The following is a 26,143-nucleotide window of genomic DNA, read 5'->3' on the forward strand; positions in this document are numbered from 1 at the left end:
CCGTGTAGACTTAAACTATGGACAGTCAACCCCTATTGGGCCATTTATGCTATCAAGCATTCAGGCCCGAAATTTCAGGAACGCGATGAAAGAGAAACCGACCGAACGGGATCCGTCAGAATATGACAATGAAGACTGTCTTCACAATGATCGATTTTTACCGCACGCCTTAACTGTAGCGAATAATAGTTACGTATGGCATGCATCGAAGCTGTACATCGAAACACTCGGAATTGGCATTAATGAAACACGTATAATTTCTATTCTTTATGAATATGATGAATTACAAGCGTGGAGAATTTGCGATATTCTTTGTATGAATAAAGCTACTGTCAGCCAAAGTCTGAAATCGCTTGAGAAGCAGGAATTGATTGAAATAGAGCGCCGGCGCGAAGGTCGCTTCGCCCGGCCTACAAAAAAATGCGAGCCGGTTCACCGCAAGATATTGCAAATGGCCCGCTCCAGAGAAGAAATACTTTTACAAGGCTTCACTGCGGAAGAGAGAGCCAAATTTATTGATTTCCTCAATAGGTTCCATAAAAATATACCAGCTACATTAGAATATACAAATAAACACTTCTTGTAGTTTCTGATAAATTCTTAGATTTTTATAAAAATTAGTTTTATTAATTCAATTTCATTCAGCGTAAATGAGGCCAATTAACGCCCACTCCGGAAAAATTAATCTTCAAAATGAGTTCTGGGTGTTTCGACAAACTGAAAGCACGCGTTGCTGGCGGCGATCCGCCTACTTCGCGTGCTTTCGCAGCTACAGCCTATTTCGCTCAGTAAGGACCTCTCCGGTCATGATCGTGTCTATCATCGCGATCATGTCGACGATCACGCCTGTCACGCCGATCGTATTCATCCTGGTCCTTCCAGTGTTCGTAACGGTCACGAAGCTCCCCACGCTGGTCACGATCATGATCTCGATGGTGATGACGCTCATAGCGGTCATCATGCCGATGGGGATGGTATCGTCCCGGCCGATCATCATAGCATCCTGAAAGCATCACACCTGCGATCAGTGCAGCTACTCCCAGTTTCAACGTCGTTCGCATATCGGACCTCCTTTTTCAGCATTCCGCGCGGGACAGGAGACAATAGGATAAGCGGTATGAACCGGCTGCAACGAAGAAGTCAGGCAGGCAGCCAATATATGGGGCCGTCCCTGCCTGAGATCAAACATCTAGCGGGAGAAGAAATCCAGCAAGGCAGCCGTCAGCGCTTCGGGTTGTTCTTCCGCCGGGAAATGACCGCATTCGGGAATGATGAGCGATTCCACGTCTGTTGCGAGCTGGCGCTGCTCATTCTCCACCATCGGGCCGCAGGCCAGCGCCCCTGAAAAGGCGAAGACCGGCACGGTGACTTTCGTTTGCATATGACGCCGCACTTGCGGGATCGTTTCGTCAATCGCCCGGTAATAGTTGAAACTCGCTTTCAGCGTACCCGGCACACGTCGCAGAATTTCGATATAGAAATCGCGCGCATATTGAGGCACCGCCTCGGCTGAGCCTGCCTTGGTGGCAAACTGATAGTTAAAATAAATATCTTCCCGGCCTTCGACCAGCCGTTCATTGACCTCTAGGGCGCGGTTGAAATTGAAATGCCACAGAAAATCGCTCATCCGCCGGTCATCGGGAATAAGTTCAGGCGATGGGGAAGCGCCGGGTATGGTTCCTTCACCAAGGGCGACACGACGAATTCTTTCGGGACGCATCGCTGCCATGGCATAGCCGACCATCACCCCGATATCATGCCCGGCCATCACGAAACGCTCATGGCCCAGCATATCCATCAGATCGAACATATCGTCCGCCAGCCTATCCACGTCGAAGCCGTCCGCCGGCCTGTCCGAAAGACCAAACCCTCTGGGATCGACGGCAATAACGGTGAACTGTTTGCTGAGCGCCAGCATCACGTAGCGCCAGGCGAACCAGTTCTGCGGCCAGCCCGAATGGAGAAGCAGCGGTTCACCTGTACCGCCAATCACCGCATGCAGTCTTATCTTGCCGGTATCGACACGCCAGCTTGAAAAAACATCCGCAAAGCCATCGGGCAGACGGGGAACATTCGTGACTGATCCAAATCCGCTTTCAGGCACAATATTGTCGGAGTCTGCAAAATCCATCGGAATATCCTTCCACACCTATTTTTATAATGCTCAGCACATAAATAGGCGTGGGCGATGCCGCAATAAATTATATGTCACCCTTTACATAATTCATCTTTCGTCGAACATCCGTAAACAGAACAGCTCCGCACTCTCTCGCAAGGCGGCTTTCTCCGCTCCGTCGACAGCCTCGATGGTCAGGCCGGCAAAAAAAGCCAGCACGCAATCAGCCAGTACCCACGGATCGTTATCAGGCCGGAAAGTACCCGCGTCGATCGCACGCTGCAGACATTTCACCAGCCGATCCCGGAAATGCTGCCGTTGTTCACGCAGGAAATCGCGTATCGTATCGTCCGCTCCGCCCAGCAGACCGGAGCCGAGTACGACAAGGCAACCTCTTTGCGGCCGGGTGGCAACAAAGGCTTCTATCGAACCGAGCAGCATGGTCCGGACGGCTTGCTGCACATCGGTTATTTCATCCAGCGCCTGCCATGCCGGTTCCACTTCCGTTGCGACATAGAGCCGAACCGCTTCACGAAAAAGGTCCTCCTTGGACCCGAAAGCAGCATAAATGCTGGGTGAAACAATCCCCATGGCTTCAACGAGCTGAGCCATGGAGGTGCCTTCATAGCCATTCTCCCAGAACAGCAGCATTGCTTCCCGCAAGGCCTTGTCACGATCAAAGCTGCGCGGACGTCCCCGGCGTATGGAGGGAGATTGTGTCATACCATGCTTCCTTGTCCGGCCCGCAATCGTCATAAGGGATAAATAGAAATGGCGCGGTACCACGAAAGCCGGACGGCACCATTAAAACAATATCTGTCGGTATAAAGCGGTCCATGCAAGAACCTCTATTGCATATATGGATAAGAAGGGTTCTTGCAGGTAATCGCTGCAATGAGGATGGAGACCTATAATTCCGATGACATGGCTTGATCGGCGCACGGCGGAGAAACCTAAAGATTTCGATGCACGCACTCCCGGCGATGTCGATTATGGCCGGGTGGTGCATTCGGCTTCCTTCCGCCGTCTGCAAGGCAAGACGCAAATTCTCAATCTGGGCGACAGTGACTTCTATCGCACCCGTCTGACCCATTCGCTCGAAGTAGCGCAGATTGCCGGCGGGATAGCGAGGCAGCTCGGTCATAAATATCCCGATCATGCCGCCCTGCCCTATCTGCCAGAAGGCAATCTTCTTCAGGCGATCGCCTGCACACATGATCTGGGCCATCCGCCATTCGGGCATGGCGGGGAAATTGCGCTTAACTATTGCATGCGCGACAATGGTGGTTTCGAAGGAAACGGGCAGACATTGCGCATTCTGTCCCGACTGGAGAAATTCTCCCGCTCATCGGGCTCCAATCTGACGCGCGAAACCTTGCTGGGTGTGCTTAAATATCCAGTGCCTCACAGTCAGGCTGTAAACAAAGGGATCAGGCCTGCGATGGTGCCCGATACGAGCGGGATCCCGCTGCTCGACCGTACTGCGTCCAAACCGCCCAAATGCTATCTCGACTGCGAGGAGGAGGTTGTGGACTGGATATTGGAACCACTCTCCAGGGCGGATCGCGAACAGTTTCAACTTTGCGAGAAAAGCGACAGCAAACATGCCAGATCGCTGCATAAAGCCTTTGCCTGCAGCATTATGGATCTGGCGGACGATATCAGCTTTGCCATTCACGATATGGAAGATGCACTGGCTTTGAAGCTGGTGGAACCGGCAGGCTTTTATAAACATATCCCGCCGGAAAAATGTGACGGATTGCTCGAATATCTCACCAGCCAGTATAGTGACGATTATGGCAATGACGCCTATGGCGGCCTGGTTGATCGCTTATTCGGCAGCGGAGACCGGCGCAAACACCAGATCAACCGGATCTTCAATTACATCATTCCGCGGATCGAAATCCGCAAAGATGACGGTTTTGCCGAACCGCGGCTGGCATACCGGGTCACCCTGCCCGATCCTGTTCTGCGTTTTGTGAAGGCTGCCAAGGATTTTATCTGGCACGAAGTCATTCAGAACCCCAGCGTGCAGCATCTCGAATTCAAGGGCCAGATGATGGTGATCGCGGTGTTCGAAGTGATGAAGTCAGACCCGGAACACTTCCTGCCACGCGATTTTTACGAAAAATGTCAGGCTCAGAATGCCGATCCTCTGCGGATTATCTGCGATTATGTAGCCGGGATGACCGACAGCTATCTTTTGCAGACCTATGAGCGATTGTTCGCTCCGCGTATGGGGTCTGTATTCGACAAATTATAGCCGTCAGCTTGCACCCCATCGAAAGTCTGCCGCTATAAGCGATGCCGCTCAGCGGGCTGATCTATTTCCAGCAAGTCTCGTCTGTTTAGTTGACCGCCCGGTACCGTTTGCGTAACCCATATTTGGCAGCCCTCACTGCCAGACCGGCCTGTGTGTCTTTCGGGATCTGCTCATGGCCGATCTTCGGACAAAAAAACAATCACAGGACGATATCGATGTATAAAGAGCGGGTCAGGAACGCCGCCTTATGGGACAGGGTTAGCAGCGCAGAGGATGCGGCAAAGCTCATCAAGGACGGTATGACCGTCGGGATGAGCGGCTTTACCCGAGCCGGCGAAGCCAAGGCCGTGCCGATGGCGCTTGCGGAACGGGCCAGAACCGATCCGCTCAAAATCACACTGATTACCGGGGCATCGCTCGGTAACGATCTCGACAAGACACTGGCCGAAGCGCATGTTTTGTCACGGCGTATGCCTTTTCAGGTCGATCCGGCCCTGCGGCGGGCGATCAATAATGGCGAAGTGATGTTCGTCGATCAGCATCTTTCCGAAACGGTGGAATTGCTCCGCACGCGTCAGATCGGCCCGGTCGATGTGGCTGTGATCGAAGCGGTTGCGATTACCGAACAGGGCGGCATTGTACCCACAACATCGGTCGGTAATTCCGCCAGTTTCGCCATTCTGGCCGAGAAGGTGATCGTCGAGATCAATCTGTCGCAATCGGATCAGCTCGAAGGCATTCACGACATTTACATTCCCAGCCACCGGCCAATGCGGACGCCGATCCCGGTGGTCACGCCCGAAAGCCGGGTCGGCCTGCCCTTCATTCCAATCGATCCCGACAAGATCGCCGCCATCGTCATTACCGAAAAGCTCGACAGTTCCTCGACCGTGCTGCCACCCGATGACGAGACACGCGGCATTGCCGGGCATCTGTGCGATTTTCTCCAGAATGAAGTGAAACGCGGAAGGCTCACCAACAGCCTGCAACCCCTGCAGGCCGGGATCGGGACGATTGCCAATGCAGTGATGCATGGGTTGCTCGATACGCCGTTCCACAATCTCAAAATGTATTCCGAGGTTTTGCAGGATTCGACTTTCGATCTGTTCGATGCCGGCAAGCTGGATTTCGCCTCCGGCTCGTCGATCACTTTGTCGAAGGAGAAGTATGACGATGTCTTCCCGCGCCTCTCCGACTATAAATCACGCCTGATTTTACGTCCGCAGGAAGTTTCCAACCACCCCGAAGTGGTGCGACGACTGGGAATTATCGGGATCAATACGGCGCTGGAATTCGACCTCTACGGCAATGTCAATTCCACCCATGTCGGCGGCACGCATATGATGAACGGGATCGGCGGCTCGGGCGATTTTGCGCGCAATGGCTATATGTCGATCTTCGTCACCAAATCGACTGCCAAGGGCGGGCTCGTTTCAAGCGTGGTCCCGATGGTCAGCCATGTCGATCATAATGAGCATGACGTGGATATTCTCGTCACCGAATGCGGTCTTGCCGATCTGCGCGGGCTGGCACCGCGTGAAAGGGCCGAACTGGTGATCGCCCATTGTGTGCATCCGACATTCCGCGACCAGCTGCGTGACTATTATCAGCGCGCCCTCGCACGTGGTGGCCATACACCGCATGTGATGGAAGAAGCGTTTGCCTGGCACACCCGCCTCGCGCAGACAGGCTCCATGCTGGAAGATTAGCGCCGTACAGTCGGGGGCCTGCCCTTCTGCAAAGAAAAGGCCGGGAAGACAGCACGTCTCCCGGTCTTTCTTCATAAGCAGCGATCAATCAGATATGCAGCGCGCGGCCATAAGCGCCGAGCACGCTTTCATGCATCATTTCAGACAGGGTCGGATGCGGGAAAACCGTCTGCATCAGTTCGGCTTCGGTCGTTTCCAGCGTCTTGCCCACCGTATAGCCCTGGATCAGTTCGGTCACTTCTGCACCGATCATATGAGCACCGAGCAATTCGCCGGTCTTTTCATCGAACACCGTCTTGATGAAGCCTTCGGCTTCGCCCAGCGCGATGGCCTTGCCGTTGCCGATGAAGGGGAAATTGCCGACCTTCACCTTATAACCGGCTTCCTTGGCTTTGGCTTCGGTCATGCCGACACTGGCGACCTGCGGATGGCAATAGGTGCAGGCCGGGATATTGTTTCGGTCAAGACCGTGCGGGTGGACGTCCTTATTGCCCAGTTCCTGCGCAATGGCTTCGGCGGCGGTCACGCCTTCATGGCTGGCTTTATGTGCCAGCCAGGGCCCCGGCACGCAATCGCCGATAGCCCACAGACCCTTGGTCTTGGTCCGGCCGTAATCGTCGATCTGAATGAAACCGCGATCCATTTCGACCAGCTTGTCGAGCCCGATATTCTCCGTATTGGGCTGAATGCCGATGGCAACGATCACGTGAGAAAATTCTTCTTCCGTGACCTTACCGTCCTTACCCTTGATCTTGGCTTTCACGCCCTTATCCGACACGTCGAGCCCTTCCAGGCCGGTCTTGGTGCGGATCGACATGCCCTGCTTGGTCAGCGACTTTTCGAGAAAAGCCGACACTTCGGCATCTTCCACCGGCACGATCCGGTCGAGCATTTCGACCACGGTCACATCGGCGCCCATATCGTTATAGAAGCTGGCAAATTCGATGCCGATGGCGCCCGAACCGATGACCAGCAGCTTTTTCGGCATTTCCTTCGGCGTCATCGCATGGCGATAGGTCCAGATGCGTTTGCCATCGGCCGGCGCGAAAGGCAGATCCCGCGCCCGTGCTCCGGTCGCAACGATGATATGTTTGGCACTGATCGTTTCGGTGCCCTTATCGCCCTTCACTTCGAGCGTATTGGCGCTTTTCAGTGTACCTTCGCCCATGTGAACAGCGATCTTGTTCTTCTTCATCAGATGCGTGACGCCCTGATTGAGCTGCTTGGCCACCCCGCGTGAACGCTTCACCACGGCGTCCAGATCGGCTTCGATCTCCTTGGCAGCCAGCCCGTAATCCTTGGCGTGCTGCATATAATGATAGATCTCCGCCGAACGGAGCAGCGCCTTGGTCGGAATACAGCCCCAGTTGAGGCAGATACCACCGAGATTTTCACGTTCGACAATCGCGGTCTTGAGGCCGAGCTGCGCACTGCGGATCGCAGCCACATAGCCACCGGGGCCCGAGCCGAGGACGATTACGTCATATTTATCTGCCATATCTTTCCTGCCAGTCATACTGAGCCCGGCGCCATAGAACCGGGCGAAGATTGAAAAGTCCGTCAGCCCTGAACGGGGCGCGGACGGCCATTGTCGTCAATGGCAACGAAGGTGAATGTGGCCTGTGTAACTTTTACGGCCGTTTCGCGATGGCGTTCACGACGCCAGGCTTCCACATCGATCGTCATGGAGCTGGTGCCGGTATTCACGATCTCTGTATAAACGGAGACTTCATCGCCGACTTTCACAGGCTGATGAAACTGCATGCCGTCCATCGCCACCGTAACGGCCCGGCCATGAGAATATCGCGCCGCGGTCAGACCCGCAGCACTGTCCATCATACTCATCAGCCAACCCCCGAAAATATCGCCATAGGCATTCGTATCGGATGGCATGGCGCTGATCCGGATGGCAGGATCACGTTTCTTGGGAGTTTCGTTCATCTATCTAGCCTGCGACCATAGTAATATTGCGTGCCGGGACCCAGCCATAAGCGCATGGCCCGGAATATGATTCAGGTTCGGCGACAGGGCTGCTCACCCGGCAATCACCGATCTCCTGCTTATCCGTTGAAGGATAGACGATGCCCTGCCACGAGCCCTCGACATCGCACAACCAGACCAGCGTGCCCTGTGTCATCCTTTCCGTTTCTTCCGTATCGGAAGACGGCCCGGCATAGACAGGAAGGCTGGTATCTTTCAGATCGATGAAACCGTCGCTCGCAGGCAGGCCCGTCAGCCTTCCGATGGCGGCGCAGGCATCGGCGTCCGGTCCTTCCAGACCGATCATCGGTGCGCGCGCGCCATCCTGAGCTGCGTATAAAGGCGCCGATGCCAGCAGCACGGCCGGCAGCAGTAAAACTGCTTTGGCACGTGCCACGAGGTGCATATCAGGCCACCAGCCCCAGCGGGTTTTCGACCATTTCCTTGAACACCTTCATCAACTGGGCTCCGTCGGCCCCGTCGATGGCACGGTGGTCGAAACTTCCCGTCGCACTCATCACCGTGGCGATCTGCAAGGCATCGTCCACCACATAGGGGCGTTTTTCACCGGCGCCGATAGCCATAATCATGGCCTGCGGCGGATTGATAACGGCTTCGAACTGCTTGATGCCGAACATGCCCATATTGGAAAGCGATGCGGTGCCGCCCTGATATTCTTCGGGCTTCAATTTGCCTTCGCGCGCCCGGCCGGCCAGATCCTTCATTTCGGTGGAAATGGCGGAAATAGCTTTGGAGCCGGCATCTTCGATAATCGGGGTAATCAGACCGTTATCGATCGAGACCGCTACCGAAATATCGGCGCGGTTGAATTTAAGCAGCGTATCGCCGGCAAACTGCACATTGCATTGCGGCACGGCGACCAGCGACTTGGCCAGCGCCTTGATAAGCAGATCGTTGACCGAAAGCTTCACGCCCTGCGGTTCAAGCGCCGCATTGAGCTGCGAACGCAGCTTGAGCAGTTCATCGAGGCGAATATCCACAGTGAGATAGATATGCGGAACCTGCTGCTTCGACTCGGTGAGGCGACGGGCAATGGTCTTGCGCATGCCGGAAAGCTTTTCTTTCTCATGCGGAATACCGAAGTCCTGTGCTTCGACCGGTGCCACCGGTGCTGCTGCACTGGCAGCAGGAGCAGCAGTTTCGGCCTTGGCCGGAGCCTTTTCGGCATTTTCGACATCGACCTTGATAATCCGGCCATGCGGGCCACTGCCTTTGACGGCAGAAAGGTCCACACCTTTCTGTTCGGCGATCCGGCGTGCAAGCGGTGAAGCGATGATTCGCTCACCCGAAGCAGCCGGAGCCGGTGTTGCAGCGGGTGCAGTGGCCGGAGCGGGCGACGGGCTGGGAGCAGGCGCTTCCTTTGCCGTTTCCTGCGCTTCTTCCTTGGCGGCGGGCGACGGTGCCGGGGCGGAATCGCCTTCGGTGATCGGCTCGACATCGGCCGGGTCTTCGCCCTCTTCGGCCAGTGTAGCGATGATCGCGCCGACCTTCACACCTTCAGAGCCTTCATCGACCTGAATATGGGCAATGGTTCCTTCATCCACGGCTTCGAATTCCATGGTGGCCTTATCGGTTTCGATTTCGGCCATAATGTCACCGGCGGAGACTTTATCGCCGACCTTCACCAACCATTTGGCGAGGGTGCCCTCTTCCATGGTTGGCGAGAGGGCGGGCATCTTAATGGCAATAGGCATGGCGGAGCATCTGTTCCTTGCGTTGCGACTTCACGTTGCGACTTTCAAATCTGTCTCTGGCCAATTTGCAGCCCGCCCGCAAGGTCTTGCGCGAAGAGATGATTGCTTCGATAGACAGATTTCAGGAGAGAACCATGCGAACATATCTGGCCATCATCGACGAAACCGAAGAAGCGCGGGTTGCTTTGCGCTTTGCCGCGCGCCGCGCTGCGGATACTGGCGGTGCCGTTCAGGTTCTCGCTCTGGTCCCGAAACAGGGCTTCAATGCCTTTGGCGGTGTGCAGGCGACAATCGAACAGGAAGCTTATGACAGAGCCGAAGTGCTGGCAACCAGTGCGGCGGGATCTCTCGCCGGCGAAATGCACAAGATGCCGCAAATCACCGTGCGGATGGGTGACGATAAGGTGATTATTCGCGAATATCTCGCTGAGCACCCCGAAGTTTCCGCCCTGGTGCTGGGGGCGGGACCGGATGGCAATCCCGGCCCGCTCGTTTCGCATTTCACCACCGGTGCGGGCAGCCTGCCCTGCCCGCTCTTCATCGTGCCGGGCTGTCTCAGTCAGGAAGATATCGAAAGGCTGGCTTGATCGGGTGGTTTCCCGAAGCCCGTGGAGAATGAACGATCGGGGTGTCGATCCGCAAATCCTGAAAGCCTGGCTTTCGGCGCGATCGATTGCCCGCGGTTTATCAGCGCCGGTTCCGGAATATGGCGGTTTTCGTGTGGATACGCGGTCGGACACCGAAGTCGCTCGTTGGGTATTTCCCCAGATAGTTTCTGGCCTCGAAACTCTGGCTCACTCCATCTGCAAGCCCCGCTATTTTCTAAAACTCTGCGGGAGTGCCGAAGATCTGCGGGCTTTATTGCCCGCGAACTGGACGCTGCATGCTCCCAGCTATTTCATGCAAGCCACCAGTTCGTCATGGCCGGTCAGGCATCTGCCTCGCGGCTATAGAATCGCGCTATCACGTGCCAACGCAGTGTCGGAGGTAAGGATATTCTCCGAGGCGGGCGATCTCGCGGCGAGCGGTTACGGGGCCGAGGCGGGGAACGTGTTCATCTATGATCGCATTGTGACACAGCCCGATCATCGCAGGAGGGGACTTGGCCGGATTCTCATGCAGAAATTGCATGAAACCAAAAGCCAGACATGCAACACGCAACTGCTCGTTGCGACCGAAGACGGCCGGTCTCTCTATGCGACTCTGGGATGGAAGACGATATCCCCTTATTCAACGGCTTCAATCGTCAGCGCGTAGCATTACTCTCCAGCCCTGACCGGATTGCCATCAAAACCGGATCTTGCCTGTTCTATTTTTTGCGCCCCTGATGGCGGATATTGCCGGGCCGTCCGCGCTTGCCCTGCATATATTTGCCCTTCTTGTCCTTCTTGTGCCCAGGCATACGCTCGCCACGTTTCTCGATCGGCGCACCATTGCTTTCGGGTGGCTCGAACTTGAGCGCACCTGTCAGCGGATTGGCTTCGGCCAGACGCAGTTCCAGCATATCGCCGGGCGCGAATGTTTCGCGCGTTTTCTCGCCGATCAGCGCCTGCGCCGCTTCGTCATAATGATAGAAGTCCGAACCGAGTGAAGAAACGGGCACCAGACCGTCTCCGCCAAGGCCGACAATAGTGGCAAAGAAACCGAAGCGCTGCACACCGGTAATCCGTGTCTGGAAGACTTCGCCTACCCGGCCCGAAAGCCAGGCGGCCATATAACGGTCAACCGTGTCGCGCTCGGCTGCCATGGCCCGGCGCTCGGTATCGCTGATCGCGTCGCTGATCTTGGAAAGATCGGCCCGGTCCTTGTCCGACAGGCCCGAATGCGGTGGCAGTCCGTTTTTCGGATCGGGTTGTTCCAGCCCGAAAGCATCGACCAGCGCGCGATGGACCAGCAGATCGGCATAACGCCGGATCGGTGAAGTGAAATGGGCGTAGCTGCCCAGTGCGAGCCCGAAATGCCCTGCATTGGCCGGGCCGTAATAAGCCTGTGTCTGGCTGCGAAGCACCGCCTCCATCACCTGCGCTTTTTCGGCCGGATCGGCGACATCCTTCAGCATTCTGTTGAACAGGCCCGGTGTAATCACCTGCCCCAGTGCCAGCTTGCGGCCGAAGGTTTCGAGATAATCGCGCAAAGCCACCAGCTTTTCACGCGAAGGCGTCTCATGAATACGGTAGACAACAGGTGCCGTCTTGCTTTCCAGCGCTTTGGCCGCTGCGACATTGGCCGCGATCATGAAATCCTCGACCACGCGATGCGCATCGAGTCTCTCGCGCACCGCCACTTCGGCAATCCGCCCCTGATCGTCGAGCACGACACGCCGCTCAGGCAGATCGAGTTCGAGCGGATCGCGCTTGTCGCGTGCGGTTTCAAGCGCCTGCCAGGCATCCCATAAGTGAGCCAGATTCTCCCCGGCCCGGTTTTCGTCGATCCGTGCCTGCGCTTCTTCATAAGCGATGACTTCGGCGATCCGAACGAGCGCGCGGGTAAAGCGCCATTTCGTGACCTGCCCGTTTTGCGCGATATGCAGGTGGCAGACCATCGCCGCACGATCTTCCCCCTCGCGCAGCGAACAGACATCGGCGCTGAGCACTTCGGGCAGCATCGGAACGACGCGGTCAGGGAAATAGACCGAGTTGCCCCGCTTCCTCGCTTCGCGGTCGAGCGCACCACCGGGGCGGACATAAAAGCTCACATCGGCAATGGCGACAATCGCGTTGAAACCCCCTTCCCCGTCGGGTTCGGCCCAGATCGCATCGTCATGATCGCGCGCATCAGCCGGATCGATTGCCACAATCGGAATATGGCGCAGGTCTTCGCGTTTCTGGCCCTGTACTGTTACGCTCGACGCCCGTTCTGCCTCGTTCAGCGCCTCTTCGGGAAATTCGAAAGGAATGCCGTATTTGTGGATCGCGATCAGGCTGTAAGCCTTGGGAGCCAGCGGATCTCCAAGCACTTCGACCACTTTGACACCCGCTCTTGGAGAGCGACCGGCAGGTTCGGCCAGAACCAGATTACCCTTCTCGGCATTACCCAGATCGGCAATAGGCGGCGAGTTGCGAATGCGTTTATCGACCGGCGAAAGCCAGCCTTTTCCCCGTCCATCGAGTTCCACGACACCCAGAATCGCTTCGAAACGATCGGGCAGTTTTTTCATCGGATGGGCGATCCAACCTGTTCCGGCCTGCTCGGTCCGGGCCAGAACCCGATCACCCTTGCGCAATGCCGCACCCTTCTTCTTCTCGATCATCCGCAGCCTTGGCGGCGGTGTCGCATCGTCAGGAGACCAGCTGTCCGGAATGGCGAAAGCCTCACCATCCTCTATCTCCATAACCCGCAAAACCGTGACTTTCGGCAGGCCTCCCATGCGATGATAGGCGGTCCTCCTTCCGTCGATCAGACCTTCCTCAGCCATATCCTTAAGCCGCTTTTTAAGAGCGATCTTCTCCTGCCCCTTCAGGCCGAAAGCCTTGGCGATTTCTCGCTTCCCGGCAGGTTTGTCGGAGGTCTGGATAAATTCAAGGATCTGCTCCCGGCTCGGCAAGCCGGGAGTTTTCTTGTGCGTTTGTGTCGGTTTAGGAGCCATTCGGCTCATCTATAGCATGGACAGGCTGCGGTCACGCTCAATAGGCACGAGCGACATAAATCCTTTCCACGGCCGGTCTGCCGGTGAAGATACAGGCGCCTTCAGCGGGAACCGCATTCACCGGAACATTTCGGAAAGTCAGCTTCAGGCCTTTCAGTTTCTCTACCACAGCATCCAGTTCTTCACCTGTCGGCCGGGCCCATTGCACCTCAACCCAGCCCGGATAGCGCGCTTCGCTTCTGAAGAAAGCCGTCAACTCTTCGAATGTATTGATATCCCGTGCAATCGCATTTTCACGACGCGCCAGAGCTTCATCATACAGCGCATCCTGAATGTCTTCGAGCAGACCGGAAATCTCAGCTACACAATCGAGACGGGAAGGACCGTGAAAAGCTGGCTTTGCATCTTCGCCCCAGAGCTGATCGCGGCGCAGCAAGGTCACCTTGCCCTGCTCAAGATCGCGCCCGCCAACCTCGATAATAACCGGCACACCTTTACGCACCCAGCCCCAGCGCTTGGGCGCGGGCTTACCCGGCTTCAGATCGAGCCGGACGCGGACGGGCTCACGCAAAGCGTCTTGTTTGCAAATAGCATCGCGCAATTCTTCGCAATATTCTATCAGCGCCGCATCACCGTCATTGCCCCGCAGCATCGGCAGGATCACCACCTGAACGGGCGCGATAGCAGGCGGTACGCGCAAACCATCATCATCACCATGTGTCATGATAACGCCGCCGATCAGGCGCGTGGAAACACCCCAGCTTGTCGTATGGGCAAGTTCCTGCTGGCCTTCCTTATTTTGAAAACGGATATTGGCCGCTTCGGCAAAACTGGTTCCAAGATAATGCGATGTACCGGCCTGCAACGCCTTACCGTCCTGCATCATAGCTTCGATCGACCAGGTTTCAAGAGCGCCGGGAAAGCGTTCATTCTCAGGCTTTTCACCCGCAATCACCGGAAGGGCGAGTTGCTCCTCGGCAAAAGCACGATAAACTTCAAGCATGCGCAGCGTGTGTTCCCTGGCGCTTTCTGTATCGGCATGCGCCGTATGCCCTTCCTGCCAAAGAAACTCACTGGTGCGCAGAAACATGCGGGTTCGCATTTCCCAGCGCATCACATTGGCCCATTGGTTAAGCTTGAGCGGCAGGTCCCGCCAACTCTGGATCCACCGGCTCATGGCATCGCCGAAAATAGTTTCCGAAGTCGGACGAATGACCAGAGGTTCTTCCAGCCTGGCTTCAGGATCGGGAACCAGCCCTCCCTTATCACTGGCGATCAGACGGTGGTGCGTCACCACAGCCATTTCCTTGGCGAAACCGTCCACATGTTCGGCCTCACGCTCGAAATTCGACAGCGGAATCAGCAAAGGGAAATAACAATTATCGTGACCGGTATCCTTGATACGCCGGTCCAGAAGCTGCTGCATCCTTTCCCATATGCCATAGCCCCATGGCTTAATCACCATGCAGCCGCGCACACCCGATTCTTCGGCAAGGTCGGCCGCTGTAATAACTTCCTGATACCATTGCGCGAAATCATCGTCGCGGCGGATCGGCAAGGCGTGGCGAATCTCTGACACTAAACGGGCTTTCGAATCACTGAATTGAACAAGGAGCCCGCATGACTTGCCGCGAGCTATTTGCCAAGCTGATCGAGCTTTTTCTGCATTTCCGCCATCTGTTTACGCAACGCATCCAGATCATTATCGGAATTCCGGGAAGACGAGGTGTCCGCACCCGCCGCACTTGCTGTCTTGGGCATAAATGCACTGGTTGCCGCTTCCAGCATGGCCATATTGGTTTCCGCCATCTTAGCCAGCGCATCGGGAGACATGCTTGTGGAAAAGGTGTCCTGCAACTTGCGCTGGTTGGCCTGAAAATTCTGCATCGATGCTTCAAGATAGAACGGCATGATCGATTGCATCGAATTTCCATACATGGCGATCAATTGGCGCAGGAAGCTAATCGGCAACATCTGTTCCCCATTTGCTTCTTCTTCCATGATGATCTGGGTCAGGATGGCATGGGTAATATCATTACCGGTTTTGGCATCAAGCACCTGAAAATCGATGCCTTCCCGCGTCATGCGAGCAAGATCGTCCAGCGTGATATAGCTTGAAGACTTGGTATTATACAGCCGGCGATTGGCGTATTTCTTAATAATCACCGGGTCTTGTTCGGTGTCTGATTTGTCGGTCACAGAACCATCTCCCACTGTTTAAGAAGATAGTAGCATTTTCCTGATGTGCAGCGCAACATAGTTACGACTCCCAACCAGATTAATCATGAAGCCTCTGCCCCAAAATTGTCAGCAGCTCATATTGAGATAATCCTGTAGCTGCCGAAGCTTCAGGAAGGCCATAAGCCAGTGTGACCCAGTCACCTTCAGAAATATCAGGCGCTGCACTACAATCGACGACAGCCATATCCATCGAGATTTTTCCAAGGAGCGGCAGAATCTTATTTTCAAACTGAAAACACCCTGCCTTAGCCCATAGACGCAAAAAACCATCTGCGTAACCGAGTGAAATGACTGCTGTACGCATCGGTCGAGGTGCTGTGAAAGTGGCATTATAGCCTATGCTTGCTCCGGCATCGACTTGCCTGATGGCTATGACGGCGGCTTGCGGGAAAGCAACCTGTTCGATCGCTTCAGCCATTTCAGACCGGGGAACACCCCCGTAAAGTGCAAGGCCCGGTCGTGTCACATCGAAGTGATAATCCGGCCCCAATGCTATCCCCGCACTGCTGGCAAGACTTTTGCCCGCAGAGGATATGGCGGCAAAGGCGTTATGTGCTTTTTCCAGTTGAATTAGGTTGAGCGGATGATCTTCATCCGCACAGGCAAGATGTGACAGGACAAGCTGAACATCGAGCTTGCGCAGTACCGGATCGTTCACTTCGCTCAAATCCAGACCGAGACGATTAATGCCGGTATCGACCATCACATCGCATGGCCCTGCACCGGCATTCAGCCAGAGATGAGCCTGTTCAAGGCTATTGATGACCGGTCGCAAACCTACCGATCTGGCAAAAGCGGCTTCTTCCGTATTACGCGGTCCGTGCAGGACCGAAATATTTCGAGGAGCAATATGATCTAATAATGTTGAGGCTTCGGACCAGTGAGCGATAAAGAAATCTTCAACTCCGCACCGATGAAGGATCGGCGCTACTCGCTCTGCGCCCAGCCCGTACGCATTCGCTTTAATAGCCGCACCTGCACGTGCTGTACCGGACAATGTGTCGAGCCTTTTCCAGTTCCTGCCCAGTGCTTCCTCATCAATATGCAGGTGAAGACTGGGAGCGGGATTGGCAGGAAGAGACATTGAGACATACTCATATCCGGTGACGGGGAGCCATCAACAGCAGGAAACATTATGGATGAGCGATAACCGGCTTACGTTTTTTGCGCTAGGGGCTGGTTGTCAGCGCTCTTTGAGCAGCCTGCCATGGCAAACGAATAGCCCCATGTCGGCCGGGAAAATCTCTCGCCGTAGCGATCAGCTCGATATCGGGCCAGTCAGGGAGCGCACCGTTATGCTCAAGCCAGCCATCGAGCTCTTTCTGCATCCTTTCGATATCTGCTAGTTTTTTTCCCTGAGCATGGCGTGCAAATATAGCGGCTGAAGCCTGACCAATTGCGCAAGCCTGAACTGCCATGCCCAAATCGCAAATATGTCCAGAAGCGTCCGTTTCCAGATTAAGAGTCAGCATGCTCCCGCAGCTTGGAGATCTGGCATCCCCGACAAAACTCAATGAAGTTTTTGCTGGATATTCAGCTAGTTCCACAGTCAAACCAAGCAATTCAGGTGTATAGAGTTTCTCTGGCGAACTCATATCAGAAAAAATCCGTTTCGCCTTTGTCATTCCCTGCACCATAGTCGAGAAGCTCCTGCCGTTCATCTATGATGTGAACAAGCTCATCTGTGCTGGCATTGACGAATGGATAGGTCCGCGCTGTCACAATCCACTCAGGACGCCCATTTTCTCCCCAGATCGTATCATAAATGAGCACGACCAGAGAGAAACACATGACGACAATAATAGCGCCTTTAATAGTTCCGAAGCCAAAGCCCAGAACACGATCAATCGGGCCCAGAACCGAAGCTCTCGATGTGCGACCGGCCCAGTTAGCCAGTACGCGCATCGCAGCATAAGGAATCAGCAAAAGCAAAGCGAAAGCCAGGACAGCCGCCGCTGACGGTGATTCGAGATAAGGAAAAAGAAAAGCTGTAAGATCCGTGTGAAGGTAATAGATCGCGACAATTGCCGCACCCCATGCTGCAAGTGACAGAACCTCCTGCACAAAACCGCGCATAAAACCGCGGACTGCACCAAGGCCGACAATCAGCAAAACTATGATATCAAAGCCGGTCATTCGAGTATCCGACTATGACGATGGCACAATCCGGTCAACGAGCTTGAACAATCCCGATAGATTTTCATAGGTAATGCCACTGATATCCTGACCGGTATCAGACGGCCCGAAACCATGCTCAAAACCCAGTTTGGCGGCTTCTCTCATACGCAGACCCGCATGGGCTACCGGCCGGATTTCTCCGGCCAGAGAAACCTCTCCGATCCAGACAGACTTTTTGATTAGCGGTCTATCCGCCAGTGCCGAGACCAGCGCCGCCGCCACAGCCAGATCTGCCGCAGGATCCTGCAAGCGATATCCACCGGACACGTTGAGATAAACTTCTGCTGTGGAAAAGTTCAGTCCGCAACGCGATTCCAATACAGCCAGCAGCATCGCCAGACGCCCACTATCCCAGCCGACAACAGCACGTCTGGGCGTAGCGCCGCTTTGCAGGCGGACAATCAGCGCCTGAATTTCTATCAGAACAGGACGAGTGCCTTCTATCGCTGGAAAGATAGCACTTCCGGCCACCGGCTGGTCCTGCCCCGACAAAAATAACAGCGAAGGATTGGCGACCTCCTCAAGTCCCTGCCCGGCCATGGCGAACACCCCGATTTCATCCACAGCACCGAAGCGATTTTTGAGCGCCCGCAATATACGATATTGATGGCTTCTTTCTCCTTCGAAGCTCATCACAACATCAACCATATGTTCAAGAACACGGGGCCCGGCGATGTTTCCGTCCTTGGTGACATGACCTACAAGGATCAGCGCAACGCCGCTCTCCTTTGCATAGCGGATCAATTCGAAAGCACAGCCACGCACCTGACTAACGGTTCCCGGCGCTCCTTCTATCGTGTCGGAATGCATCGTCTGGATAGAATCGATCACCAACAAAGCCGGCGGAGCCATGGCATTCAGTGTGGTCAGAATATCTCTTACTGAGGTGGCCGAGGCGAGCCGGATCGGGGCATCCTTGTGGCCAAGCCTTGCAGCACGCATCCGCACCTGTGCGGAAGCTTCCTCGCCGCTGACATAGACAACATCCTGTCCGGCATCAGCTATGGCAGCAGAAGCTTGCAACAATAATGTCGATTTCCCGATACCTGGATCGCCACCCATGAGAATTGCGGAACCAGGCACCAGCCCGCCACCTAAAGCACGATCGAACTCGGCGAGCCCAGTGCTGCGGCGTTCCAGTGTTTCACCTGGTGTATCAAGGGCCACGAATTCGATTTTCCGACCGCCGCTGGACAAATCGTGTTTTTGAGAAAAGACACTGGCCGGCGTATCCTCGACCAGAGTATTCCATTCCGCGCAGTCAGCACATTGTCCCTGCCAGCGATGCGAAACCGCTCCGCAAGCCTGACAGATATATCGCCTCTTCGTTTTTGCCATAACTCAGGAATATCGGGAACGTAAGGAGAACGCAATTATCAAAAAGAAGCTTTCGATTATGGACCGAAGCGAGTCAGACAGATTTCAATCTGAGTCGGATGGCGAATTACCGAAAAGATCGATCATTGCATAATCGACTTCCCGGTCGCCATAATAACAGGCCGGATCGATCATTATCGCCTGAACTTTGCCACCAGAGCATCGGCAGCAGCGCTCACATCTTCCCAGGTTCTGGCAAAACCATCCGCCCCACCAAAATAGGGGTCAGCTACTGGCTGTCCCTGACGCTCTTCCACCATATCCAGCAATAACATGATTTCCGCACTAGCATCGGATGGTGCACGTTGTCTGATGACTTCAAGATTATCGTCATCAAGCGCGAAGATATGTGTAAAACGCCGATAGTCCTCAGCATTGATCTGCCGGCCTTTTAAACCAGCGATGGAAACACCATGGCGCTTCATTTCATCCTGCGCCCGTGGATCGGGCGGCTCACCAATATGCCAACTTCCCGTTCCCACAGAATCCACGAAAACATCGATTCCAGCTTTGTCTGCCGCCGCACGCAAAGCGCCTTCGGCCATCGGCGAGCGGCAGATATTCCCGAGACAAACAAATAAAAGCGCCGGCCTGCTCACTCAGTGAGATCCGTCCAGGCCGATTTGATTTTATCGAAGAAACCGCGGCTTTCCGGGCATTCCTCCCCGGTTTCGGTTTCCTTGAATTCACGCAGTAACTCTTTCTGCTTGGCAGAAAGTTTGGTGGGTGTTTCTACAATGATTTCAACGACCATATCACCGCGCCCGCGCCCCTGCAGAACAGGCATCCCCGCTCCGCGCTTCCGGAGCTGCTTGCCCGACTGAATACCGGCAGGAATCGTAATCTCATGCGGTGTGCCATCCATACCCGGAATTTCAACCGAACCGCCAAGGGCAGCAACAGTGAAACTGACGGGAACGCGAGTAAAAAGCGCCGTTCCTTCTCGTTCGAAAACAGCATGTTTGCGAATGTGAAGGAAAATATAAAGATCGCCCGGAGGCGCCCCCATCGGCCCTGCTTCCCCTTTACCGGAAAGACGGATGCGCGTGCCATTATCAACGCCCGGTGGAATATTCACATCCAGTTGTTGCGCTTCATCGACGCGACCTTCTCCGCGGCAGGTCTTACAAGGATGCTCGATCACTTCTCCGCGACCGTGGCAGTTTGGACAAGGTTTTTCGATAACGAAAAGTCCCTGCTGCGCCCGAACCTTGCCAATACCATGGCACAGATTGCAGCCACGCTTGGCCGTACCCGGCTCGGCGCCGGTTCCCTGACACGTTCCGCAGGCCACCGATACTTCGACTTCAATCTGCGTATCCTTACCATGGAAAGCATCATCAAGACTGATTTCCATGTCGTAGCGCAGATCAGCACCGCGGCGGGGCCTCGCCCGACCACCGCCGCCGCCGAATGCGTTGCCGAAGATGGTCTCGAAAATGTCGCCAATATCGCCGAAATCGGCGTGCGCTCCGCCGTTGCCGCCCCCCATGCCCTGCTGAAAAGCCGCATGGCCATAACGGTCATAAGCAGCGCGTTTCTGCGGGTCTTTCAGACAATCATAGGCCTGACTGACAGCTTTGAATTTGGCTTCTGCCTCTGCATCCCCAGGATTGCGGTCCGGGTGATAACGCATGGCAAGTTTGCGATAAGCCGACTTGAGTGTTTTCTCGTCAGCCGTGCGCTCGACTTCGAGCAGTTCGTAAAAATCTATCTCGGTAGCAGACATGTCCCCACCTTAAAAAGAAGCCGCCCCCGATACGTGAATGTATCGGCGGCGGCGTCATTTTCCATCAGGACAATCAGCCCTTGTTGTTTTCGTCGTCGACTTCCGAGAATTCGGCATCGACTACATCTTCATCAGCATCAGAAGCCGATCCGGCAGCCGCACCGGCGTCACCGCCAGCAGCCTGCTCTTTCTCGTAAATCTGCTGCCCCATCTTCATTGCGACTTCGGTCAGAGCTTCACCCTTTGCCTTGATCGCATCGAGATCGTCGCCTTCCAGCGCGCTTTTCGCATCGGCGATAGCCGTTTCAACCTGGCTCTTAAGGTCGGCATCGACCTTATCGCCATTCTCGGAAAGCTGTTTTTCTGTCGCGTGGACAAGGCTTTCCGTATTGTTACGGGCTTCCGCAGATTCACGCCGCTTCTTATCCTCGTCAGCAAACTTTTCAGCGTCCTGCACCATCTGATCGATGTCGGCTTCCGAAAGACCACCAGAGGCCTGAATACGGATCTGCTGTTCCTTACCCGTACCTTTGTCCTTCGCCGAAACATTAACGATACCGTTAGCGTCGATATCGAATGTCACTTCGATTTGTGGCACGCCACGCGGTGCAGAAGGAATACCCACAAGATCAAACTGGCCCAGCAGCTTGTTATCCGCAGCCATTTCACGTTCGCCCTGGAACACCCGGATCGTCACGGCTTGCTGGTTGTCTTCAGCTGTAGAGTAGACCTGTGTCTTCTTGGTCGGGATCGTCGTGTTCCGGTCGATCATACGGGTAAAAACACCGCCCAGTGTTTCGATGCCCAAAGAAAGCGGAGTCACGTCAAGCAGGAGAACGTCTTTCACATCACCCTGAAGCACACCGGCCTGAATAGCAGCGCCCATGGCAACGACTTCATCCGGGTTTACGCCCGTATGCGGCTTTTTGCCGAAGAATTTCTCCACAACTTCGCGGACCTTCGGCATACGAGTCATGCCGCCAACCAGCACAACTTCGTCGACGCCGGCCTTATCAACACCCGCATCAGCCAGAGCCTTCTTACAAGGTTCAAGCGTGCGTTCGATGAGCTTCTCGACGAGCTTTTCAAGCTGCGAACGGCTAAGGGTTTCTACCAGATGCAACGGAGTGGACGATCCACCCTCCATGCGGGCCGTGATAAACGGCAGGTTGACTTCCGTCGTCTGCGAGCTGGACAGTTCGATCTTGGCCTTTTCAGCCGCCTCTTTCAAACGCTGCAGCGCAAGCTTATCCTTGCGCAGGTCCATATTTTCCTTCTTCTCGAACTGATCGGCGAGATATTCGACAATTGCCGTATCGAAATCTTCACCGCCGAGGAAAGTGTCACCATTGGTCGACTTCACTTCGAATACGCCATCGCCGATTTCGAGGATGGAAATATCGAAAGTGCCGCCACCAAGGTCGTAAACCGCAATCGTCTTACCATCTTCCTTGTCGAGACCATAAGCGAGCGCAGCTGCGGTCGGCTCGTTAATGATGCGAAGGACTTCAAGACCTGCAATCTGGCCGGCATCCTTGGTCGCCTGGCGCTGTGCGTCGTTGAAGTAAGCTGGAACGGTAATAACCGCTTGTGTCACTTCTTCGCCGAGATACCCTTCGGCTGTTTCCTTCATTTTCTGAAGGATGAAAGCGGAAATCTGTGAAGGGCTGTAATCATTGCCGCCTGCATTGACCCAGGCATCGCCATTCTTGCCTTTGACGATATTATAGGGGACGAGTTCCATATCCTTCTTGGTCATGGAATCATCGAAGCGGCGGCCGATGAGGCGTTTAATTGCAAAAAGCGTATTGTCAGGATTGGTAACGGCCTGCCGCTTTGCAGGCTGGCCGATCAGACGTTCATCATCCTTGGTGAAGGCAACAATAGAAGGCGTGGTACGTGCACCTTCGGAATTTTCTACGACCTTGGGCTTGCCCCCATCCATAACTGCCACGCAGCTATTCGTCGTTCCCAGATCGATACCGATAACTTTGGCCATGGTTTCCCCATTTCCTCTTGAAAAATTGGACACCGCGCATCTGACCTCCCTTCTAGAAGGCAAAGCCGGTCGGCGGCTCATTGACACTGGCGATATAGGTGCGCTTTCGGTTGGCACAAGGGATGGAGCCAGCTAGAAAACGGCAATTCCACAGGGAAATCAGTTTGGAGAGGTTTACGTGAAAAAGTTCTTGGTCAGCATGGCACTCGGCGCAACTATAATCGGCCTTTCGGCATGCAACGGCAATGACGCTGAAACTCCGGTCGAAAATGCCGATCCGGATGCACCGGCAGGTATCTCGGTCGAAAATGCGAGACTTATCCTTCCACCTGTATCGGGTAATCCGGCCGCTGCCTATTTCGACATTACCAATAATGGCGAGAAGACCATGGTCATTCGCGCTGTTTCAGTAGCAGGGGCAGAAAGTGCCGCAATGCATCAGGTGAGCAGCTGGGAAGGTAAAGAATCCATGGATGACATTTTTCAGCTCAACGTCCCTATCGGAGAAACCGTAAAGTTCACGCCGGGCGAGAGGCACGTGATGGTGATGGGCCTGGCCGATAACGCCAAAGCAGGCGATGAGATCGAAGTGACGCTAACCTTCGCCGGCGGTGACAAAATCAGCTTTCCAGCCGAAATACATGCTGCCGGAGATGATCGCGAAGCTGACGAATAATAGTATCATGGCTGAGGATCAGCAGCATTGTCCTCCCGGCGGCGCACGTCCGCTGACCCGAGGAGAAACAGGACTCGTTCGGTTTATTTTCGGATCATCGGTCGATTGCAGCCGCGTTACGATCAAGCGCCGCAAATGGTTTCCTCTGCAGCCGGTGCAGACGGTTATGGCGCCGCGGGGCCATTTACATTTCCATCCGGACTGCAGTTTATATGAAGAAGATTTTGCTGCAGCATCACTTTCACGCCAGGGGCTCTTCCTTCACGAAATGACGCATGTCTGGCAGACGCAGAAACAAGGAGAATGGCATCTGATCCTCCGCCGTCACCCATTCTGCCGCTATGATTACAGTTTAAAACCGGGCTGGTCGCTGGACCGATACGGGCTCGAACAGCAGGCTGAAATTATTCGCCACGCCTTTCTTATGCGGAAAGGCGTGGCGATAGCCGGTGTGGCGGACAAGACAGCCTATGACGTGCTCGTTCGCTTTCCCGGAGCGGGCTGAAACTTCAAGCCCGCCAATTTACTAAAGATATTAGCGCGGACAACGCACTTCGTAGCGGTCTCCGTAACGATCCCGACGATAGCACTTACCGTCCTTTTTAATTAGCGAACCGCCGGCAGCACCTGCTGCGGCACCAATGGCGGCCCCCGTTCCAACATCGCCACCGGTTGCAGCAGCCACACCAGCACCTGCTGCGGCCCCGGCAAGGCCGCCTTCTGCAGCATAATTATCTGCACAGGCTCCAAGCGAGAGGGCGGAACCCAAAAGCAGCGGGCCAAGGAAAATACGCATATTCATTGGAGTTAGCTCCCTGTCTGTTCATTTTCATTGAACAGGTTACGGTTGAAACGCCTCTGTAGTTCCCCTTGCCTCCCGGCTGTTACATTCAATCTGGCTTCTTTGCGACACCAACCATCGCAGGGCGAAGCAAGCGATCACGGATCATATAACCCGCCTGCATTTCCTGGACGACGGTGCCCGGTTCGACTTCGTCAGTTGGTATCTCCATCATGGCCTGATGCTGGTTGGGGTCAAGCGGCAGTCCTTTAGCTGCAATCCGGCTGATCCCGTTTTGTGAAAACACCTTATCGAGTTCGCGTTGCGTAGCTTCGATACCAGCGACAAGCCCTTTGAACTTCTCGTCTTCGCGCAATTCGGCGGGAACAGCGTCGATTGCGCGAATTAGGTTATCCGCTACCGATAAAATATCACGCGCAAAACCGGTCGCTGCATAACTGCGCGCATCGGCCACATCCTTCTCCATCCGCCGACGTACATTCTGTGTATCGGCCTTGGCATAAAGGACTTCCTGTTTGGTTGCCTCAAGCTCTTCCCGCAGACTTTCAAGCTCTTTCTTCACATCTGCAGGCAGTTCAGCATTGCCTTCTGCCTCACTGTCAGAATCGAGCATGTCCTCGGGAACACCTTTCAGTTCCTCGGCAATATCCTTATCCGTATGCTCGGTTTTGTTATCCGTCATATGCTTTAATCTTCCAGCTATCCGATGAGCTTGCCCAGGCTTCGGGCGGTAAAATCCACCATGGGGACGACCCTTGCATAATTCAACCGCGTCGGGCCGATTACACCCAGAACACCGACCACTCTGCCTTCGCGATCCCTGTATGGAGAAGCAATCACAGAAGAGCCGGATAGTGCAAAGAGCCGGTTTTCAGATCCGATGAAAATACGTGTCGATTTGGCCTCCCTTGCGCTATCCAGCAGAGAGGATACCGATTGCTTGTTTTCCAGATCGTCAATCAGCGAGCGGACGCGCTCAATATCGTTAAGTGCATCGTCATCGAGCAAATTGGCCTGTCCGCGAACGATCAAGACCGGCCTTTGCGAAGCATCCCTGCTCCATATGGCCAACCCGCGCGCAACCAGATCGCGGCTCGCCTCATCGAGAGCCGATTGTCCATTGGAGATTTCCGCTCCGATAAGGCGAGCGGCTTCTGACAGCGTCCTCCCGCCAAGCCGCGATGTGATATAGTTGGTCGCCTGCTGAAGTTCTGAAATCGAAGTTCCCTCAGCTATTTCCAGAAGGCGGTTTTCTACGCTACCATCTTCTCCCACCAGAACCACCAAGGCACGCCGTTCATCAAGTCTCACAAGATTCATCTGAGATAAGTGCGGATCACGACGCGGAACCATAACCACACCGGCAGCGGCAGAAATATCGGACAGAATAGCGCTTGTTGCTTCCAGAGCCTGCTCGATCGGGCCGTGCTCAGCAAGGCGCTGCTCAATCACAGCTCGCTCCTCAAGCGTCGGTTCAGCAACCTGCATCATCCCATCAACAAAGAGTCTTAGCCCGCTTTCCGTGGGCATTCGTCCGGCACTTGTGTGGGGAGCCGCAAGTAATCCCAGCGTTTCAAGATCGCTCAATACAGAGCGGATCGATGCGGGTGACAGATTGACTCTGCCATTTGCGGCGAGCGCCTTGGACCCCAGAGGAAGCCCGTTTTCAAGATAACCCTCGACAACGAGGCGAAAAATCTCGCGGGCACGGTCAGTCAGTTCGGTAACAGGAGGTGATGCCATGATGGGATCAATTTAATCACTCCCCTTGC

28 protein-coding genes are annotated in these 26,143 nt (G+C 54.9%); 8 read left to right on the forward strand and 20 right to left on the reverse strand.

Annotation, left to right across the window (positions count from 1 at the left end; translation table 11 throughout):
* The first annotated feature begins 85 nt into the window (after window positions 1-85).
* A complete protein-coding gene (locus tag D6851_RS03070; protein ID WP_183029956.1) occupies window positions 86-586 on the forward strand; it encodes a MarR family winged helix-turn-helix transcriptional regulator in 501 nt (166 codons plus the stop codon).
* 220 nt (window positions 587-806) lie between these two features.
* A complete protein-coding gene (locus D6851_RS17535) occupies window positions 807-1,007 on the forward strand; it encodes a hypothetical protein (RefSeq protein ID WP_147395418.1) in 201 nt (66 codons plus the stop codon).
* 182 nt (window positions 1,008-1,189) lie between these two features.
* Here D6851_RS17535 and D6851_RS03080 read toward each other — a convergent pair whose 3' ends face one another.
* Entirely contained in the window at window positions 1,190-2,131 is a 942-nt protein-coding gene (locus D6851_RS03080; protein WP_120323368.1) for an alpha/beta fold hydrolase, read from the reverse strand.
* A 93-nt stretch (window positions 2,132-2,224) separates the two neighbouring features.
* Window positions 2,225-2,839 (reverse strand): TetR/AcrR family transcriptional regulator, encoded by a 615-nt coding sequence (locus D6851_RS03085; RefSeq protein WP_183029957.1) that lies wholly within the window; start codon window positions 2,837-2,839, stop codon window positions 2,225-2,227.
* Between the two features lie 196 nt (window positions 2,840-3,035).
* Between D6851_RS03085 and D6851_RS03090 the strand changes: the two genes are divergently transcribed.
* The gene (locus tag D6851_RS03090; protein ID WP_120323370.1) at window positions 3,036-4,379 is read left to right on the forward strand and encodes an anti-phage deoxyguanosine triphosphatase; all 1,344 of its coding nucleotides are present in this window, start codon (window positions 3,036-3,038) and stop codon (window positions 4,377-4,379) included.
* 215 nt (window positions 4,380-4,594) lie between these two features.
* On the forward strand, window positions 4,595-6,088 hold the full coding sequence (locus tag D6851_RS03095) for an acetyl-CoA hydrolase/transferase family protein (protein WP_120323371.1): 1,494 nt from the start codon (window positions 4,595-4,597) through the stop codon (window positions 6,086-6,088).
* A gap of 88 nt (window positions 6,089-6,176) precedes the next feature.
* Here D6851_RS03095 and lpdA read toward each other — a convergent pair whose 3' ends face one another.
* From lpdA to D6851_RS03115, 4 genes are all read right to left on the reverse strand, one after another.
* Window positions 6,177-7,586 carry a dihydrolipoyl dehydrogenase gene (gene lpdA, locus D6851_RS03100; protein WP_120323372.1) on the reverse strand — a complete coding sequence of 470 codons (1,410 nt, stop codon included), beginning with the start codon at window positions 7,584-7,586 and terminating at the stop codon, window positions 6,177-6,179.
* Window positions 7,587-7,648: 62 nt separating this feature from the next.
* Window positions 7,649-8,029 carry an acyl-CoA thioesterase gene (locus tag D6851_RS03105; RefSeq protein ID WP_120323373.1) on the reverse strand — a complete coding sequence of 127 codons (381 nt, stop codon included), beginning with the start codon at window positions 8,027-8,029 and terminating at the stop codon, window positions 7,649-7,651.
* Window positions 8,030-8,033: 4 nt separating this feature from the next.
* Window positions 8,034-8,474, reverse strand: coding sequence for a hypothetical protein (locus D6851_RS03110; RefSeq protein WP_120323374.1), 441 nt, complete (start codon window positions 8,472-8,474; stop codon window positions 8,034-8,036).
* 1 nt (window position 8,475) lies between these two features.
* Entirely contained in the window at window positions 8,476-9,783 is a 1,308-nt protein-coding gene (locus D6851_RS03115; protein ID WP_120323375.1) for a pyruvate dehydrogenase complex dihydrolipoamide acetyltransferase, read from the reverse strand.
* 134 nt (window positions 9,784-9,917) lie between these two features.
* On the opposite strand from D6851_RS03115, the gene D6851_RS03120 reads away from it, so the two are divergent.
* Both D6851_RS03120 and D6851_RS03125 read left to right on the forward strand, forming a co-directional pair.
* Window positions 9,918-10,370 (forward strand): universal stress protein, encoded by a 453-nt coding sequence (locus tag D6851_RS03120; protein WP_120323512.1) that lies wholly within the window; start codon window positions 9,918-9,920, stop codon window positions 10,368-10,370.
* A gap of 28 nt (window positions 10,371-10,398) precedes the next feature.
* A complete protein-coding gene (locus D6851_RS03125) occupies window positions 10,399-11,040 on the forward strand; it encodes a GNAT family N-acetyltransferase (RefSeq protein WP_183029958.1) in 642 nt (213 codons plus the stop codon).
* A gap of 52 nt (window positions 11,041-11,092) precedes the next feature.
* Here the strand turns inward: D6851_RS03125 and rnr are convergent, their stop codons facing one another.
* The 11 genes from rnr to dnaK all read right to left on the reverse strand — a co-directional run bounded on the left by rnr (window position 11,093) and on the right by dnaK (window position 22,893).
* A complete protein-coding gene (rnr, locus tag D6851_RS03130; RefSeq protein ID WP_420797079.1) occupies window positions 11,093-13,369 on the reverse strand; it encodes a ribonuclease R in 2,277 nt (758 codons plus the stop codon).
* Between the two features lie 37 nt (window positions 13,370-13,406).
* Window positions 13,407-14,948: a proline--tRNA ligase gene (proS, locus tag D6851_RS03135; RefSeq protein WP_120323378.1), complete on the reverse strand. Its 1,542-nt coding sequence runs from the start codon at window positions 14,946-14,948 to the stop codon at window positions 13,407-13,409.
* A 56-nt stretch (window positions 14,949-15,004) separates the two neighbouring features.
* The gene (phaR, locus tag D6851_RS03140; RefSeq protein WP_120323513.1) at window positions 15,005-15,568 is read right to left on the reverse strand and encodes a polyhydroxyalkanoate synthesis repressor PhaR; all 564 of its coding nucleotides are present in this window, start codon (window positions 15,566-15,568) and stop codon (window positions 15,005-15,007) included.
* A 79-nt stretch (window positions 15,569-15,647) separates the two neighbouring features.
* Window positions 15,648-16,694, reverse strand: a complete 1,047-nt coding sequence (gene alr, locus D6851_RS03145) for an alanine racemase (RefSeq protein WP_120323379.1) — start codon at window positions 16,692-16,694, stop codon at window positions 15,648-15,650.
* 85 nt (window positions 16,695-16,779) lie between these two features.
* Window positions 16,780-17,235, reverse strand: coding sequence for an iron-sulfur cluster assembly scaffold protein (locus D6851_RS03150; RefSeq protein WP_238473910.1), 456 nt, complete (start codon window positions 17,233-17,235; stop codon window positions 16,780-16,782).
* Window positions 17,207-17,746 (reverse strand): CvpA family protein, encoded by a 540-nt coding sequence (locus D6851_RS03155; protein ID WP_120323381.1) that lies wholly within the window; start codon window positions 17,744-17,746, stop codon window positions 17,207-17,209. The genes D6851_RS03150 and D6851_RS03155 overlap by 29 nt, the downstream gene beginning before the upstream one ends.
* Window positions 17,747-17,758: 12 nt before the next feature.
* Window positions 17,759-19,126: a DNA repair protein RadA gene (radA, locus tag D6851_RS03160; protein WP_120323382.1), complete on the reverse strand. Its 1,368-nt coding sequence runs from the start codon at window positions 19,124-19,126 to the stop codon at window positions 17,759-17,761.
* Between the two features lie 84 nt (window positions 19,127-19,210).
* Complete coding sequence (locus tag D6851_RS18340) at window positions 19,211-19,300, reverse strand: fructosamine kinase family protein (RefSeq protein ID WP_120323383.1); 90 nt, start codon at window positions 19,298-19,300, stop codon at window positions 19,211-19,213.
* Entirely contained in the window at window positions 19,300-19,710 is a 411-nt protein-coding gene (locus D6851_RS03170) for a low molecular weight protein-tyrosine-phosphatase (RefSeq protein ID WP_238473911.1), read from the reverse strand. The genes D6851_RS18340 and D6851_RS03170 overlap by 1 nt, the downstream gene beginning before the upstream one ends.
* A gap of 50 nt (window positions 19,711-19,760) precedes the next feature.
* Window positions 19,761-20,894: a molecular chaperone DnaJ gene (gene dnaJ / locus D6851_RS03175; protein WP_120323385.1), complete on the reverse strand. Its 1,134-nt coding sequence runs from the start codon at window positions 20,892-20,894 to the stop codon at window positions 19,761-19,763.
* A 73-nt stretch (window positions 20,895-20,967) separates the two neighbouring features.
* On the reverse strand, window positions 20,968-22,893 hold the full coding sequence (gene dnaK, locus D6851_RS03180) for a molecular chaperone DnaK (protein ID WP_120323386.1): 1,926 nt from the start codon (window positions 22,891-22,893) through the stop codon (window positions 20,968-20,970).
* 178 nt (window positions 22,894-23,071) lie between these two features.
* Here dnaK and D6851_RS03190 point away from each other — a divergent pair, with 178 nt between their 5' ends.
* Window positions 23,072-23,569, forward strand: a complete 498-nt coding sequence (locus D6851_RS03190) for a copper chaperone PCu(A)C (RefSeq protein WP_120323387.1) — start codon at window positions 23,072-23,074, stop codon at window positions 23,567-23,569.
* A complete protein-coding gene (locus tag D6851_RS03195; protein ID WP_238473912.1) occupies window positions 23,547-24,074 on the forward strand; it encodes a vgr related protein in 528 nt (175 codons plus the stop codon). The genes D6851_RS03190 and D6851_RS03195 overlap by 23 nt, the downstream gene beginning before the upstream one ends.
* Window positions 24,075-24,104: 30 nt before the next feature.
* On the opposite strand, the gene D6851_RS17685 is transcribed toward D6851_RS03195, so the two are convergent.
* The 3 genes from D6851_RS17685 to hrcA form a co-directional block, all read right to left on the reverse strand.
* Window positions 24,105-24,371 carry a glycine zipper domain-containing protein gene (locus D6851_RS17685; protein ID WP_238473913.1) on the reverse strand — a complete coding sequence of 89 codons (267 nt, stop codon included), beginning with the start codon at window positions 24,369-24,371 and terminating at the stop codon, window positions 24,105-24,107.
* Window positions 24,372-24,459: 88 nt separating this feature from the next.
* Window positions 24,460-25,053: a nucleotide exchange factor GrpE gene (grpE, locus tag D6851_RS03205; RefSeq protein ID WP_120323388.1), complete on the reverse strand. Its 594-nt coding sequence runs from the start codon at window positions 25,051-25,053 to the stop codon at window positions 24,460-24,462.
* Between the two features lie 17 nt (window positions 25,054-25,070).
* Window positions 25,071-26,114 carry a heat-inducible transcriptional repressor HrcA gene (gene hrcA / locus D6851_RS03210; RefSeq protein WP_120323389.1) on the reverse strand — a complete coding sequence of 348 codons (1,044 nt, stop codon included), beginning with the start codon at window positions 26,112-26,114 and terminating at the stop codon, window positions 25,071-25,073.
* Between the last annotated feature and the right edge of the window lie 29 nt (window positions 26,115-26,143).

The sequence above is a fragment of the Altericroceibacterium spongiae genome, assembly GCF_003610805.1.
GTDB classification, from domain to species: Bacteria; Pseudomonadota; Alphaproteobacteria; order Sphingomonadales; family Sphingomonadaceae; genus Altericroceibacterium; species Altericroceibacterium spongiae.